This is a genomic window from Streptomyces sp. Root1310, from assembly GCF_001426425.1.
GTDB lineage: Bacteria > Actinomycetota > Actinomycetes > Streptomycetales > Streptomycetaceae > Streptomyces.
This window is the reverse complement of the sequence record NZ_LMEQ01000001.1, coordinates 853,774-868,939: the sequence shown is the minus strand read 5'-3', so window position 1 is coordinate 868,939 and position 15,166 is coordinate 853,774. Positions and strand designations below refer to the sequence as shown.

The window sequence follows — 15,166 nt, the reverse complement described above, 5'->3', positions numbered from 1 at the left end:
TCCGGGTCGCTCCGGTCGGGTCCGGGTCGGTGATCTCCACGATGGATCAGGGCGCGCGTTCGGGGTTGAGTACGGGTACTCAACCCCGCATGGGTGTTTGCGTCACCGCAGCCGCAGCCGCAGCCGCAGCCGCAGCCGCGGGCGCGGGCGGCTGGGTGGACGCCGTGTTCACAGTTCGGCGAGCCGGGCGAGCACGCGCCGCGGGAGTTCGGCCGCCGTCAGCCGGAACGGGGTCCAGCGGTCCCTGGAGTCCGGCTTCATGGAAGCGGAGAACCGGAAGCGCCCCCTGCTGTCGGGCGCGCTCACCATCGCCTCGAAGGCGGCGCTCGGTATCAGCCAGGCCGTCATGATCGCCCCGCGTTCCACGTCGACGGCGACGAACAGCATGTCCAGGTCGGACCGCGGCTGGAACGTCTGGGACCGCACGAACGCCATCAGCTTGCCCTGCCGGACCTGTGTTCCCGTGGACATCCGGGCCTTCACCTGCACGGCCAGGGTCGTGGAACTGCCGCGCCGGTGGAAGACGAGGTCGACCCCCTCGTCGTCCACGAGCGAGGTGGAGACGTTCAGTTCGCCGCCTGTGGCGAGGATGCAGGAGGCCGCGACCAGGTACTCCGCGGCCTTCCCCATCCGCGCGGCGGCCGGGCTCTTCTCCAGGTACTCCTCGTCGTCACTCATGGCGGAAATCTACTGACCGTGGGCGCGGTGTCGGCCCGGGGTCAGGCGTCGGTGGGCGCCGTGCTCTCGCGGATGATCAGGGCCGTGCCGTCGAACGTCGGAGCGGGGGGCCGGTAGCCGTTCTCCAGCCGGCCGCGCAGCAGGGCGAAGGCGTCGCGGCCGAGACCCTGGAAGTCCATCCGGACGGTGGTGAGCGACGGGGTGACGAACTCCGCGTGCGGGGCGTCGTCGAAGCCGATGACGCTGACGTCTCCCGGGACCGACCGCCCGGCGTGGTGCAGGGCGCGCAGCACACCCAGCGCCAGATCGTCGTTGCCGCACAGGATCGCGGTGACCTCCGGGTCGCGGGCGAGTTCCCGCCCCTCGTCGTAGCCGACCCGTGCGTCCCAGCCCTTGCCGCCGTGGGGTTCGGGCGGGGTGATGCCGGCCGCTTCCAGGGCGGCCCGCCAGCCCTGCGCGCGCGGCCCTTCCGAGTGCCGGGTGCCCACCGACGTCGGGATCGCGACGTAGTGGACGGTCCGGTGCCCGAGCTCCAAAAGGTGCGCGGTGGCGGCGCGGGCCGCTTCCCGGTCGTCCGCCCAGACGGCCGGACGGGGAGGGGTCCGGCCTGGTGAGGGCGCTTCGACGACGGCGGCGCACGGCACGTTCTCCGGGACCCGGTCCAGAGCGGAAGCGGCGAGCCGGTCGAAGCCGATGACCATCAGTCCCCCGCCGTCGGCCGCGGCCGAGGAGATGGTGCGGTCCAGGTCGTCCTCCGGCGTCAGCAGCTTCACGCCCAGCGAGTAGCCCGCGGCGCGGGCCGCTTCCTCCAGGCCCTGGAGGGTGGCCGCATAGCCGTAGAGGGTGGTGTTCGACGTCAGTACGGTGACTGACCGGGTGACTCCGCTGGCCAGCGCGAACGCGGTGGCGTTGCGCCGGAATCCCAGTGCCTCGACGGCCGCCTCGACCCGCTTGCGGGTCTCCTCGCGGACGTTCGGGTGGCTGTTGATGACCCTCGAGACGGTCTGGTAGGAGACGCCGGCTGCCTGGGCCACGTCCCGGATGCTGGCCGCCTTACGCGGCCCCGCTCCGTGATCCGAGGGGCCGCCGAGGCTTGTGTGACCGGTCACATCCATGTCACGATTGTGATCGGCCATCATGTCGACCGTCAACAAGAACCCCGGATCCGCCCGGCGAGCGTATCAGCGCACATCGCGCGCCGACGGGCGCGGAGCGGGCGGGAATCGGGTGCGGAGGCGGGTGCGGAGGCGCCCGGCGGGGCCGCCGCGGGCGAGCCCGGCGGGCGCCACGCGGCATGCCCCGCCGGGCGCTCGCCACCGCGCGGTGCGTCGGGCCTCGGACACCGCGACGCATCGGGTTTCGGGTACCGCGTACCGCGACGCAGCGGACGTCGGGCACCGCCACGCATCGGGACACCGCAACATCGGACGTCGGACAGTGCGACGCATCGGACGTCGAGCAGCGCGACGCAGCGGATGTCGGGCACCGCGACGCAGCGGATGTCAGGCATCGCGCGCAGCGGTCGTCGCGCACCGTGGCGTACGCGCGGGACCACGCACGGCAGAAGGGGAAACCGCGTTGACCATCTCCTACGAAGCGGCCGGGACGTCTCTGCTCTGGTCCCACGAGGCCCTGGGGCTGCATGCCGTCGCGGATTCCGCCGGGTCGGTCAGACTGGGCGCGCCGGGCCAGGAATGGCACGCGCTGCTGCCGCTCGTCGAGGTCACCGCCACCGGTCACGGCCGCACCTGGTCGGGTGAACGATTCATCGACACCGCCATCGGCGCCCGGCTGGCCTACCGGGACCACGAGACGGTCGACGAGGAGGTCTGGCAGCGCACGACGATCCGGCTGGCGGATCCGGTGACCGGCCTCGCCGCCGACATCACCCTGCGGACCCGCCCCGGCGCCGGGTTCCTCCGCTCGCAGGTGCGCCTGGTCAACGAGGGCCGCGCCCCGCTCCGGCTGGAGAGCGTGTCCACCCTGGCCGTCGGCGGCATCGTGGACGACTCGGGCGCGCCGGACGGCCTGACCCTCCACTGGGCGGACAACGACTGGCTCGCCGAGTGCCGTTGGCGGCACAGCGCCTTCCGCGACCACGTCGTCCCCCTGAGCCGGGCCGCCCACGGCCACGAAGGGCGCGGCTGCTTCGAGCGGTACTCGCAGGGCGGCTGGTCCTCGGGACGGCACCTGCCGATGGCCGCGCTCACCGACGACCGGACGGGCCGGGCCTGGCTCTGGCAGATCGAGTCCAGCGCGGGCTGGCGCTACGAGACCGGCGAACGGGAGGGCGCCGCCTACCTCGCTCTCTTCGGGCCCGACGACGCCCACCATCAGTGGCACCGGACCCTGGTGCCCGGCCAGGAGTTCAGCACCGTCCCCGCCGTCCTGGTGCGGGCCGAGACCGGCGGTCTGGACGCCGTGTTCGGTGAACTCACCGCCTACCGGCGCCGGATCCGTCGCCGCCACCCGGACCACACGGCGCTCCCGGTGATCTACAACGACTACATGAACACCCTGATGGGCGACCCCACCACCGAGCGGCTCCTGCCGCTCGTCGAAGCGGCGGGAGTCGTCGGCGCCGAGGTCTTCGTCATCGACGCGGGCTGGTACGACGACGACGCCCGGGGCTGGTGGGACGCCGTCGGCGCGTGGGACGCCTCGGACCGGCGATTTCCGGGCGGTATCCAGCAGGTTCTGGACGCCGTCAGAGCGCACGGGATGACGCCCGGACTGTGGCTGGAGCCCGAAGTGGTCGGTGTGCGCAGCCCGTTGGCCGACACCCTGCCGCCCGAGGCGTTCTTCCGCCGGGGCGGGGTCCGCGTCACCGAACACGGCCGTCACCACCTGGATCTGCGTCACCCCGCGGCCCGCGGCCACCTCGACCGGGTCGTCGACCGGCTCGTGGGGGAGTGGGGGGTGGGCTATCTGAAGCTCGACTACAACATCAACATCGGCCCCGGCACGGAGAACGGCGGCGAGAGCGCCGGCGCCGGGCTGCTCGGGCACCACCGGGCGCATCTCGACTGGCTCGGCTCCCTCCTCGACCGGCACCCCGGTCTCGTCCTGGAGAACTGCGCGTCGGGCGGACTGCGCATGGACTACGCCCAGCTCGCCGTCGTCCAGATCCAGTCCACCAGCGACCAGCAGGACCCCCTGCGCTACCCGCCCATCGCCGCCGCGGCCGCCACCGCGGCGACCCCCGAGCAAGCCGCCGTGTGGGCCTACCCCCAGCCGCACTTCGGCCTCGACGAGATCGCCTTCACCCTCACCGGCGCGCTGCCGGGCCGCGTCCACCTGTCCGGGTTCCTCGACCGCATGAGCCCGGAGCAGTTCGACCTCGTCCGCTCGGGTCTCTCCGTCTACAAGGCCCTGCGCGCGGAGATCCCCCGCAGCCTGCCCTTCTGGCCGCTCGGCCTGCCTTCCTGGGAGGACACCTGGCTCGCCTACGGCTGGCGCGGTCCCGCCGCCACCTGGCTCGCACTGTGGCGACGAGGGCCCGCCGCCGAGGGGCAGGGGATCGTCCCGAGCCGCCGCGACCGGCCCTCCGCCGACGACAACAGCACCTGCGTGGTCCCGGTCTCCCACCTGCGTGGCAGTCACCTCCGCCCCACGCCGCTCTACCCCGTCACCGCCGACGCGAAAGCGACCTGGGACGCCGCCGAGGGGCGGCTCACCGTCTCCCTGCCACGCCCCGGCACCGCCGTACTGCTCCGCCTCGACCTGGCGTCACCCCTGCCGGACGGCAGGCCGCCGCACCCCTGAGCGGCGGGTCACGTATGTCATCGTCCGGGCGCCGCGGGCCGACGCTTCCGGCCGGTCCGGGCGCCGCGGGCCGACGCTTCCGGGTGGTCCCGGTCCCTTCGCGGCTGCCCGGCGGTCGAGCCCGCCGCCGCGGGAGACGGCCCCCGTCTGCGCGCCTCCGTCGGTGCGCGGCCGTCGGTGCGCCACCGGCCGACCCGCGCCCGTCGGCTCGGGCGTCAGGCACTGTCAGAGCCAGGCACTAGGGTCCTCCTGGTCGCGTCACCTCCCGTTGGTGACAACGTTGTTGACTGTCTATCAGGAGCTGAGCGCAATGAGCTTGAAGGCCACCTTCGCCGACTTCTCCGTCGAGCCCGCCCGGCTGTCCAACGCCGTGGTCAGGCACGACCGGGCCGAGTTCGGCGGATCCCACCTGACGCTGGACGCGGGCGCAACGGTGACGCTGGACTTCGAGGTGGCGGACCCGGCGGACATCCCCGAGGCGACGCTCACGGTCACGGCCCTCGTCTCCAGGCTCGGCTCCGCCCCGGGCCACGCCCCGATCGACGTACTCGTCCAGGGGGAGGCGCTGGCCGAGGGCCTCACCGTGCCCGGCGGCGGAGACCTGCCGCAGGACAACGTCTTCGCGGTGCCGGCCGGCCTGCTGAAACCGGGGACCAACACCCTGGAGATACGCGCTTCGGCCGAGGCGCGCAGCACGCTCCGGCTCTACCGGATCACCCTGGACTCCGTGGCCGAACGAGGTGCCTCGCAGCGCGCGCTGGCGGCGCAGGCCGCCCGGAACTCGGTGTTCGCCTACCGGACGGAACTCCGCGCCGCCCACGACTCCTCGTCGACGTCCTGGCAGGAGGCCCCGCGGCTGGTGTTGCACCTCGACCGGGACGAGCACTCGCTGCCCGCGCAGCTCGGCTGGCGAGGGGAGGACGGCACCGAGTCGGCCATCAGCTTCCAGTCGAACATGTCCGACTTCCACGGCTGCCACCGCACCGCCGACGGTACGGCCTACGAGTACCGCGGCCGCCTCACCGGCGGCTGGGTCTTCCCGGAGGGTCTTGAGGAGACGTCGGCGTCCGGGCTGCACCGCTTCCGCACGGAGGAGGGTTACGGCGGTGGCTGGCACAGCTCCCGTGAACTGCGGTTGCTCGTGGACGACGGCGTGGCGCCCGTGGAGCGGGTGACCTGGCGTGACCAGCGAGGCAACTCGGGCGTGGCCATGCTCCAGACCGTGCCGGGCGAAGCCGCCACCGACGCCCGGGTGGCCGACGTCGAGGCGAGCGACGAGTTCGACGAAGCGGGGGAGACGGCGGACAACCTGCTGAACGGCTCCCGGTCCAAGTGGCTGGCGCACGACGACGCCCCCCAGCTCCGTTTCACCCTGGCCCACTCCGCGGTCGTCACCTCCTACACCCTGATGTCGGCGAACGACAGCCCCGATCGCGATCCGCGCGACTGGACCCTCGAGGGCTCGTACGACGGCCGTACCTGGACGCGCCTGGACTCCCGCGCCGGGGAGACCTTCGACAGCCGCTTCGAGACGAGGGAGTTCCGTCTCCGCGTCCCCGCCTCGGGCTACCGCCACTACCGCCTCGACATCACCCGTAACTCCGGTGCCATCGAGACCCAGCTCGCCAGGGTCCGCTTCGTCGAAGGTCCCGTCGGCCGGGCGTTCACCGGTTACTACCAGCGTTACGACGAGGGCCCGATCGGTTACCGCGGCACGCCGGTTCCCGTACCCGCACCGGCATCCGCGTCCCTCGCCATCCCGGCGCCCCTGCTGGCCGCGGACCTGGAGGCGGCCGTCCGGTCCCTGACCGAGACCGCCCAGACCCTGGCCGCCCTGGCGACCCGCCTCCGCGACAGCTGAGCGAGGCGGCCGCCGGCCGCCGGCCGCGGTCCTGCGGTCCTGCGGTCAGTCCCGCGTCGCGTAGACGATGAGGTTGTTCACCGGGTGTCCCTGGGCGTCGAAGTCGCCGTCGCAGGTGATCAGCCGCAGGGCGCGGTCCTTCGTCGGGCCGTAGACCTTCCCGGTGGGGAAGGAGCCCTTGCTGACGCTCTCGGTGGCCGTGACGGAGAAGTGCGCCGTCCCCCCTCGTGTGTCGGTGACGGTGATGTCCGCGCCCTCGGTGATCTTGTGGAGGTCGTGGAAGACGGCTCTGCCGAACCGGGTGTCGTTGTGGCCGATGATGACGGCGGCACCGGGCTCACCGGGCACGGCGCCGCCGGTGTACCAGCCCGCGGTCATGCCCTTGTCGGCCGGCGGGACCTCGACGGTGCCGTCCGTGTCGAGGCCGAGCTCCATCAGGGGACCGGTGATCCCGAGCGAGGGGATGCTCACCTCGGCGGGAGCCGGCGGCTGCCCGGCCCGCGGTGCGCCGCCGGACGCGGAGGCACCCGCGGTGGCGGAGGAACCCGGGGCGGCCGCGGTGGCGGTCTTCCCGGTGGCGGAGGAGCAGCCGGTGAGCACGGCCAGCGCCACGGGTACGACGAGGGCGGCGCGGACGAGCCGGGCGGCGGCCGGGGCAGGCAGGGTGGCACGGCTGCGTACCGGACGGTGCACGGGGGACATGACGGGCTCCAAGCGGGATGGGTGCTTGCGCGGCGACACGCGGACGCCCGCGAGGGTGCGAGCGCGTCCGCCGAGGTGAGCGGTGGTACGCGGCGACACGCGGACGCCGACGGACGCCGGCCGGGGCGGTGGCGGCGGGCCGAGGTGCGCGCGGGCCTACGCCGATGCGCGATGGCGCCGCCCTGGCAGGGCGGCGCCATGGCATGTAGGCCGGGTCGGGTCGGTGCCGGATCAGGCGTGGGTACGGCCGGCGGCGCGGCGGCGTACGACGAAGGTGCCCGCGCCCGCGAGCAGCAGGACGCCGGCGGCCGAACCGACGAGAGCCGCGCTGCCCGAGCCGCTGCCACCGGCCGTGGCCTCGCCCGCGTCGACGCCGCCCCGCGGCAGCTGCTTGGCGTCCTCGGCCTTCCTGGCCGCCGCAGCCGCTTCCTCCTTCGCCTTGGTCGCCTTGTCGGCTTCGGCCTTCCTCTCGGCAACGGCCGAGTCCGTGCCCGTGGTCGGCGCGGAGGCCGCCGGGGTGGGGTCGTCCGCGACGGCCGCGGTGGCGGGGGCCAGCAGCGCGCCGCCCGCGAGGGCGGTCAGTACGGCGAGACGCAGGATGGGACGGCGGGACATGTGTGACTCCAATTCCAGCCAGGCCCGGGTGGCCTTGGGCGTGACCGAAGACTTGCCGTCACTTGTGAAGAAGCTGTCAGAGCGCCGTGGTCATCGCATCAGGGTCATCGCATCAGGGTCATCGCATCAGGGTCGTGGCGTCGGGGTCACCGGACCGGGCCGTACGTCCGGTCAGGGCCGGACGGCGGTTTCCTCACCGTCCCCCGGCCGTTCGGTGTCCCTCGGTGGTTCGGCGTCCCCCGGCCGTTTGCCGTCCTCGTCGGTCATGGCCGGCAACCGCAGGGTGAAGACCGAGCCCTCTCCCTCGGTGCTCGTCACGCTCACCGTGCCCCCGTGCGCCTCGGCGAGTTTGAGCACGATCGCCAGCCCGAGGCCGCTGCCGCCGGTGGTGCGGTTGCGGGACTTCTCCGCCCGCCAGAAGCGGTCGAACACATGCGGGACGTCGCCCGCCGGGATGCCGCTGCCGGTGTCGGACACCTCCACGGCCACCTCGTCCCCGCTCTTCGTGACGTACGGACGCAGCGTCACCCGGCCACCGGGCGGGGTGTGGCGTACCGCGTTGGACAGCAGGTTGCCGACGGCCTGGCGCAGCCGGACCGGGTCGGCCTCGACCGGCGGCGGGAGAGGGGATCCGGGCGCCGTGACGACCTCCAGGGTCACGCCCGCGGTCTCGGCCGGCCCCTGGTGGGCGGCGGCGACCTGGCCGAGCAGGTCGTCGACGAACACCGGCTCCGGGTGCAGCCGCAGCGCGCCCGCTTCGGCCGCCCCCAGGTCCTGAAGATCGTTGATGAGGTGCTGGAGCTGCACCGCCTCGTCGAGGAGCGAGGAGACGAACGCCGGGTCCGGCTCGGCCAGCCCGTCGTGCGCGGCCTCCAGCCAGCCCCGGATGTTGCTCAGCGGGGTACGCAGCTCGTGGGCGACATCGCTGACCATCACCTTGCGCTGTTCCTCTAGCCGGGTCCGGTGCGCGGCCATGTCGTTGAAGGCCAGCGCCAGCCGTCCGATCTCGTTGTCCGGACCGACCGGCACGGGCGCCGAGTCCAGGCCGTCCCGCATCCGCTGGGCGGCGCCGGTGAGCGCGTGCAGCGGGCGTACCAGCCGGGTACCGGCGATCACCGAGGCGCCGACGGTCAGGGCGAGGACGAGGGCCGTGGCCCCGGCGATGCGCGCGGTGTTGGCCGGCGAGAGGTCGAAACCGGGCACGCTGACGGCGCCGGGGCCGTCGATGAACAGCAGGGCGGGCGCGGCGACATACGCCGTGAGCTGCTCACGGCGGGCGCTGCCGACACAGGCGGCCACGGCCCGGTCGTACCCGCTGCCGCGAGCCCGTGCAGCGCCGTCGGTGGCGGGAACGCCCGCCGCGGCCGCCTTGTCCTCGGCCATGCGCCGCTCGATCGCCTCTTCCTTCGTCATGCCTGTCTCGGGTACGGGGACGGGCGCCGACGAGCCGACATCGGTGCCCTCCTGTCCGTATCCCCGGTCCCAGGACAGATCCAGGTTCAGTTTCACGCCCGTGCGGCCCTGCCGCGTCAGACAGGCGTCGGCGAGCTGCTCCAGCGCGCGCAGCGCCGTCTCCTCGGTCGCGGTGGTCTGGGCGCCGTCGACGGACAGGCACTTCAGTTCCGTGTCGCGGTCGGTGCCGTCGCTCACGAACCGGACCCAGGGCCGCCCGCTGGGGCTGTCGACGACATCCGCGGCGATTCCCATCCCCGCGAAGCACTCCGCGCTGCGGGCGGTGGCCCTGCGCAGGACCGTCCGCTCCTTCGCGGGCAGCAGGAAAGGCCCGACGGCCCGTGGGTCGACGCGGTCCGTGCCGACCGGGACGGCGTCGGGCACCAGCACCGTGTCGACCGACAGCGGGTCGACGACCGCGGAAGCCTGCGTCGGCAGCTCGGCGGTGGGCGAGGTGCCGGCGGCGGAGTCGAGGAGCGGCTGCCGGTCCTCGGTGGTCAGCACGATCCGGCGCCCGGACTCCCGCGCCAGTTTCCGTACGGTGTCGTCGACGCCCGCCCAGTCGGGATGGCCGGCCGCGTAACCCAGCAGGGTGTCGTAGATCCTGGCGTCGGTGCTGAGGTTGCGCCCCTGCTCCTGACGGATCGCGACGGAGGTCGTCTGCACGGCGAGCCAGGCGGTGGCGGCGACCGAACAGGAGGCCACCAGCGCCGACACGGTGAGCAGTCGGCCGAGCAGGCTCTTGCGGAGCGGCAACCGGGTCCGCCCCGCCCGCCCCGGCTGACCCGCCGGCCCCGGCTGACCCGCCGGCCCCGGCTGACCCGTCCACCCCGTCGGGCCCGTCGGCCGCGTCGGGTCCGGCCGCTCGTCACGACGACGCACTGCGTGCTCCCTTGGCGGGGTCGGTCAGCTTGTAGCCGACGCCGAAGACGGTGAGCAGCCGGACCGGCCGCCGCGGGGCCCGCTCGATCTTCTTGCGCAGATGCATGACATGCACGTCGACGGTGCGGCCGCCGATGTACTTGTCGAAGCCGTGCAGCTCCGCCAGGAGCCGCTGCCTGGTGAACACCCGGTCGGGCTCCGCCGCCATCGCGGCGAGGATGCGGAACTCGCCGGGCGTGCACACGACCGGCGTCCCGCCGACCGACACCTCGTGCCGGACCGGATCGACCCTGAGCGTACCGACCGTCAGAACGTCGTCGGCCGCTGCCGCGGCCGGGGCAAGGGCGGGATCGGCGGCGGGGGAGGGGGCCGCGGGGCGCCGGTTGCGGCGCAGCAGCGTGCGGACCCGGGCCACCAGCTCACGGGGGCTGAACGGCTTGGTCATGTAGTCGTCGGCGCCGAGATCCAGCCCGAGCAGGAGATCGTCCTCCGTGCTGCGGGCCGTCAGCATCAGCACCGGTATCCCCCGGTCCTCCGCGCGCAGGATCCGCACCACGTCGAGGCCGTCGACCCGGGGCATCATCACATCGAGGACGAGCAGGTCGGGTTCCCGGTGCCGGAGCTCCTCGAGAGCCGCACGGCCGTCCTCGACGACCGTGACCGCGTGGCCCTCGTGCTCGAGGTAGCGACGCACCAGTTCTGCCTGCTTCGCGTCGTCTTCGGCGACCATGATGTTTGCGCACACGCCGAGGATCGTAGCGAGCGCCCGAACCGGCACCTCGGCAAGTCGAGGTGCGGCAGCGGGAGTTCGGCGTCAGCGTGGGTCAGCGCAGGGCGGCGGGGTGTGGACACCGCGGGAGATGTTGCCGCTGACGGTCGTGTTGTGTTCCACGCGGGGGCGGCGGAGCGCCTCGTAGTGGGTGAGCGCGGACGCGGTGTCCGGGGCGTCACGCAGGCACTTGGCGAGGATCACCGCGTCCTCCAGGGCCATGGAGGCGCCCTGCCCGGTGGCGGGGGAGGCCGCGTGGGCCGCGTCGCCGATGAGCAGGGTCCGGCCGGATCGCCAGGGCGTGCCGACCGGCATCTCGGTCGCGTTGGTGACCAGGACGGGGGCCGTGGTGGCCGCGACGATGTCCGCGGCGGGCGTGGCGTCCTCGCGCAGCAACGGAACGAGCAGGTCACGCCATTGGGTGGGGGTGGCGTGCGCGATCTCGTCGGCGGTCAGCGGGGCGTCGGCGGTGACCCGGGCGAACCAGTACGTCTCCCCGTCCGGTGACGTCGTGTGGCCGAAGGCGGCCGCGCTGCCGCGGATCATCGTGATGCACGCGGCCTCGTCCGCCCCGGCCACCGGCGCGCGCGTGGTGTAGCCGTAGAAGACGCGCTGTCCCGCGTAGTGGGGTTGCACGGCGGGGGCGGTGGTCCGGCGGACCGTGGAGTTCAGGCCGTCGGCGCCGAGCAGCAGGTCCCCCGTCGCCGAGCTGCCGTCGGTGAAGTGCGCGGTGACGCCTTCGGAGCCGCTCTCCACGGAGGCGAGCCGGGCGCCGTGGACGACACCGATGCCACGGCGGGCGGCCTCCTTCTGCAGGGCCGCGTTGAGTTCGCCGCGGCGCAGGCACCGGTAGCGCAGCCGGGGGTCGTCGGCCTCGCCGAGCGGAGCGCGGGCCACCTCGCCGCCCTCGGCGTCCAGCAGCCGCATGGTGGTGAGCGGGAAGCCGATCGCGGTGACCGCGGGGGTCGCGTCGAGCTGCGTGAGGGCCCGCAGGCCGTTGCTCGCGAGGGTGAGGAACGCGCCGATGTCCTCGGCGGAGTCGGGATGCGCCTCGTACACGGCGACCTCCTGCCCCGCCTTGTCCAGCGCCAGAGCCGCCGCCGTGCCGGCGATCCCGCCGCCGATGACCAGTAGGCGCGCCATGCCTCACCCCGCTGTTCCGCTCATGGACGCACGGCCCCGTCGTCGTACGCCGCCCACGGGAGAACGCCCGGACGGCGGCCCGGAGTTCCGGCCGGGCACCACCCGACCGGTCCGGGCCGCCCGTTCACCCGTTCAGCGGCGCAGAGCCGTCAGCACGGCCTCGAGCTGGCCCAGGGGCTCGGGGCCGACGATACGCAGGACGACGGTGTCGGCGCCGGAGTCCCGCAGGGCGTGGATGTCGCCGACGGCCTGCGCGGGGGTGCCCGAGACGGTGAACACCTCGTCCTGCGGGCGGCCCAGCCAGGCGCCGTGGCCCTCGGTGTGCGGGTGCAGGATCCGGGCGACCTGCTCGGGATCCTCGCCCACGCAGGCGAAGGACAGCACGGTCAGCGTGTGGTCGGGACCGGCCCCGCCCTTGGCGGTCAGGGCCCGGGTGTTCTCCAGGTCCCGCGGTCCGTGCCCCTCGGCGATCAGGGTGCCGTCCGCGACCCGGCCGGACAGTTCGAGGGAGCGGGGACGGACCACGCCCGCCACCACCGGCGGCACCCGGACCGGAGGATGCACCAACCGCACGCCGTCCAGACGTACTTCACGCCCCTCCAGGTCTACGCGCTCGCCGCGCAGCAACGCGCGCACGGAGGTGATCGTCTCCTCCAGGAGAGCCAGCGGCGACCGGGGAGCCACGCCGACCGACTCCATCCACTCCCGCACCCCGTGCCCGATCCCGGCGACCAGCCGCCCGGGGAACACCCGGGCCAGCGTGGCCAGTTCCATCGCCAGCAACGCCGGACTGCGCAGCGGCGCCGGGGCGATCCCGATGCCCACCCGCAGCCGCTCGGTCGCCCCCAGCGCCACGGCGGCCGCCGACACCCCGCCGTTCCAGCCGAGGTCCTCGACCACCCACAGGTCGTCCACCCCGAGCGCCTCGGCCCGCCGCGCGAACGCGGGCAACTCCTCGGGAGCCCAGTCGCGGTCGTACATGACACCGACCCGTACGTTCGTCACGTTCGTCATGCCCCGGAACCTATGGGGTGGACGGCGGATGGATCAACGGCGTGTCCCGGCCGGGGGCCGACCCCGGGAGTGAGGTGCGCTCGCTCGCCCGTTCGGGGCGTTGTCAGTGGTGGCAGGCAGGATGTGAGGCATGACAACACCCGGTGCAGTGATTGTGGACGCCGTCGCCTACGCGCAGGCGATCGAGGACGCGGTGCGGGCGTCGGCCGCCTACTACGCGGGTGGCACTTCGGTGCTGGACGACGACGCCTACGACAGGCTGGTGCGCGCCATCGCGGCGTGGGAGGACGAGAACCCGGAGCAGGTGCTGCCCGACTCGCCGACCGGCAAGGTCGCCGGCGGCGCGGTGGAGGGCGACGTCCCGCACACGAGAGCCATGCTGAGCCTGGACAACGTGTTCTCCGCGGAGGAGTTCACCGCGTGGACCGCCTCGCTCACCCGGCGCGTCGGCCACGATGTCACCGCGTTCAGCGTCGAGCCGAAGCTGGACGGTCTGGCGATCGCGGCCCGCTACACCCGCGGCCGCCTGACCCGGCTGATCACCCGGGGCGACGGGACGGCCGGGGAGGACGTCTCGCACGCGATCGGCACCGTCGAGGGGCTGCCGGCCGAGCTGACGGAACCTGTCACGGTCGAGGTGCGCGGCGAGGTCCTGATGACGACCGCCCAGTTCGAGCACGCCAACGAGGTGCGCACCGCGCACGGCGGCGCGCCGTTCGCCAACCCGCGCAACGCCGCGGCGGGCACCCTGCGCGCCAGGGAACGCGCGTACACCGTCCCGATGACCTTCTTCGGCTACGGACTGCTGCCCCTGGAGGACACCGAACCGGCGCTGGCCGCGCTGCTGGAGGAGAGCGCGCACAGCGACCTCATGACCCGGGCCGGCGACTACGGCGTGAACACCACCGCGACCACTGCCGTGCCCGGCGTCACCGCGAGCACCGTCGAAGAGGTCCTGGCCCGGGTGGCCGGGATCGCCGCACTGCGCGCCTCGCTGCCGTTCGGGATCGACGGGATCGTCGTCAAGGCCGACCTCGCCGCCGACCAGCGGGCGGCCGGCTCGGGTTCACGCGCCCCGCGCTGGGCGATCGCCTACAAGCTGCCCGCCGTGGAGAAGATCACCCGGCTGCTGGCCGTGGAGTGGAACGTGGGCCGCACCGGCATCATCGCCCCGCGCGCCGTCCTGGAGCCGGTCGAGATCGACGGCTCCACCATCACCTATGCCACCCTCCACAACCCGGCCGACATCACCCGCCGCGACCTGCGCCTCGGCGACCACGTCATGGTCCACCGGGCCGGTGACGTCATCCCCCGCATCGAGGCGCCCGTCGCCCATCTGCGCACCGGCGACGAACAGCCCATCGTCTTCCCCGAGGCGTGTCCGCGCTGCGGATCGGCCATCGACACCAGCGAGCAGCGCTGGCGTTGCGTCAACGGCCGCGACTGCCACCTCGTCGCCTCCCTCTCGTACGCGGCCGGACGCGACCAGCTCGACATCGAGGGTCTCGGCCACACCCGGGTCGTCCAGCTCGTCGAGGCCGGCCTGGTCACCGACCTCGCCGGCCTGTTCGCCCTCACCCGCGACCAGCTCCTCGGCCTGGAACGGATGGGGGAGACCAGCACCGACAACCTCCTCGCCGCGCTCGCCGCGGCCAGGAACCAGCCGCTGTCCCGCGTGCTGTGCGCCCTCGGGGTCCGCGGCACCGGCCGCTCCATGTCCCGCCGGATCGCGCGCCACTTCGCCACCATGGACCTGCTGCGCGCCGCCGACGCCGAGGCGATCCAACAGGTCGAGGGCATCGGCACCGAGAAGGCCCCGTCCATCGTCGCCGAGCTCGCCGAACTCGCCCCGCTCATCGACCGACTCGTCGCCGCCGGGGTGAACATGACCGAGCCCGGCGCCACCCCGCCCGCACCGGCGACGCCCGACGCGGCCGACGGCGACGCCGAGAACGCGCAGGCCGCCGCCGCTGCCGGGCCGCTGGCCGGGATGACCGTGGTCGTCACCGGCGCGATGACCGGGGCGCTGGAGAAGCTCAGCCGCAACCAGATGAACGAACTCATCGAGCGCGCCGGGGGCCGCTCCTCGTCCAGCGTCTCCAAGAAGACCAGCCTGGTCGTCGCCGGCGAGGGCGCCGGATCCAAGCGGACCAAGGCCGAGACCCTCGGCGTCCGGCTCGCCGCGCCCGACGAGTTCGCCGCTCTCGTCGCCGACTACGTCGACGCGGGATTGGGCGGGGAGCCGTCGGCGTAGTCGCAAAAGCCGCCACCGGGCCGGCCTTCAG

General features: G+C 73.6%; 11 protein-coding genes. 3 read left to right on the top strand and 8 right to left on the bottom strand.

Features of this window, described 5'->3' with window-relative positions; translation table 11 throughout:
* Window positions 1-168: 168 nt before the first annotated feature.
* Together ASD48_RS03940 and ASD48_RS03935 are read right to left on the bottom strand one after the other, a co-directional pair.
* On the bottom strand, window positions 169-678 hold the full coding sequence (locus ASD48_RS03940; RefSeq protein WP_057599926.1) for a hypothetical protein: 510 nt from the start codon (window positions 676-678) through the stop codon (window positions 169-171).
* Window positions 679-719: 41 nt separating this feature from the next.
* Window positions 720-1,814, bottom strand: coding sequence for a LacI family DNA-binding transcriptional regulator (locus ASD48_RS03935; RefSeq protein ID WP_057600988.1), 1,095 nt, complete (start codon window positions 1,812-1,814; stop codon window positions 720-722).
* Between the two features lie 442 nt (window positions 1,815-2,256).
* Here ASD48_RS03935 and ASD48_RS03930 point away from each other — a divergent pair, with 442 nt between their 5' ends.
* Entirely contained in the window at window positions 2,257-4,443 is a 2,187-nt protein-coding gene (locus ASD48_RS03930) for an alpha-galactosidase (protein WP_242432494.1), read from the top strand.
* Between the two features lie 310 nt (window positions 4,444-4,753).
* Window positions 4,754-6,304 carry an alpha-1,2-mannosidase gene (locus ASD48_RS03925; protein WP_199875629.1) on the top strand — a complete coding sequence of 517 codons (1,551 nt, stop codon included), beginning with the start codon at window positions 4,754-4,756 and terminating at the stop codon, window positions 6,302-6,304.
* 45 nt (window positions 6,305-6,349) lie between these two features.
* On the opposite strand, the gene ASD48_RS03920 is transcribed toward ASD48_RS03925, so the two are convergent.
* The 6 genes from ASD48_RS03920 to ASD48_RS03895 all read right to left on the bottom strand — a co-directional run bounded on the left by ASD48_RS03920 (window position 6,350) and on the right by ASD48_RS03895 (window position 12,872).
* A complete protein-coding gene (locus tag ASD48_RS03920; RefSeq protein ID WP_079073593.1) occupies window positions 6,350-7,006 on the bottom strand; it encodes a class F sortase in 657 nt (218 codons plus the stop codon).
* Between the two features lie 231 nt (window positions 7,007-7,237).
* Window positions 7,238-7,621 carry a hypothetical protein gene (locus ASD48_RS03915; RefSeq protein ID WP_057599925.1) on the bottom strand — a complete coding sequence of 128 codons (384 nt, stop codon included), beginning with the start codon at window positions 7,619-7,621 and terminating at the stop codon, window positions 7,238-7,240.
* 171 nt (window positions 7,622-7,792) lie between these two features.
* The gene (locus tag ASD48_RS03910) at window positions 7,793-9,829 is read right to left on the bottom strand and encodes a HAMP domain-containing sensor histidine kinase (protein WP_057599924.1); all 2,037 of its coding nucleotides are present in this window, start codon (window positions 9,827-9,829) and stop codon (window positions 7,793-7,795) included.
* Between the two features lie 112 nt (window positions 9,830-9,941).
* Window positions 9,942-10,685, bottom strand: a complete 744-nt coding sequence (locus ASD48_RS03905) for a response regulator transcription factor (protein WP_057599923.1) — start codon at window positions 10,683-10,685, stop codon at window positions 9,942-9,944.
* Between the two features lie 84 nt (window positions 10,686-10,769).
* Window positions 10,770-11,867 (bottom strand): FAD-dependent oxidoreductase, encoded by a 1,098-nt coding sequence (locus ASD48_RS03900; protein ID WP_242432493.1) that lies wholly within the window; start codon window positions 11,865-11,867, stop codon window positions 10,770-10,772.
* Between the two features lie 132 nt (window positions 11,868-11,999).
* Window positions 12,000-12,872: an LLM class flavin-dependent oxidoreductase gene (locus ASD48_RS03895; RefSeq protein ID WP_057600984.1), complete on the bottom strand. Its 873-nt coding sequence runs from the start codon at window positions 12,870-12,872 to the stop codon at window positions 12,000-12,002.
* Window positions 12,873-13,011: 139 nt separating this feature from the next.
* Between ASD48_RS03895 and ligA the strand changes: the two genes are divergently transcribed.
* Window positions 13,012-15,135, top strand: coding sequence for an NAD-dependent DNA ligase LigA (gene ligA, locus ASD48_RS03890; protein ID WP_079073592.1), 2,124 nt, complete (start codon window positions 13,012-13,014; stop codon window positions 15,133-15,135).
* Window positions 15,136-15,166: the final 31 nt, after the last annotated feature.

Bases quoted from the DNA above. Each gene is read 5' to 3' on its own strand.
- ASD48_RS03900 (WP_242432493.1), bottom strand. From the start codon at position 11,867: ATGGCGCGCCTACTGGTCATCGGCGGCGGGATCGCCGGCACGGCGGCG.
- ASD48_RS03905 (WP_057599923.1), bottom strand. From the start codon at position 10,685: ATGGTCGCCGAAGACGACGCGAAGCAGGCAGAACTGGTGCGTCGCTAC.
- ASD48_RS03915 (WP_057599925.1), bottom strand. From the start codon at position 7,621: ATGTCCCGCCGTCCCATCCTGCGTCTCGCCGTACTGACCGCCCTCGCG.
- ligA (WP_079073592.1), top strand. From the start codon at position 13,012: ATGACAACACCCGGTGCAGTGATTGTGGACGCCGTCGCCTACGCGCAG.
- ASD48_RS03925 (WP_199875629.1), top strand. From the start codon at position 4,754: ATGAGCTTGAAGGCCACCTTCGCCGACTTCTCCGTCGAGCCCGCCCGG.
- ASD48_RS03935 (WP_057600988.1), bottom strand. From the start codon at position 1,814: ATGGCCGATCACAATCGTGACATGGATGTGACCGGTCACACAAGCCTC.
- ASD48_RS03940 (WP_057599926.1), bottom strand. From the start codon at position 678: ATGAGTGACGACGAGGAGTACCTGGAGAAGAGCCCGGCCGCCGCGCGG.
- ASD48_RS03920 (WP_079073593.1), bottom strand. From the start codon at position 7,006: ATGTCCCCCGTGCACCGTCCGGTACGCAGCCGTGCCACCCTGCCTGCC.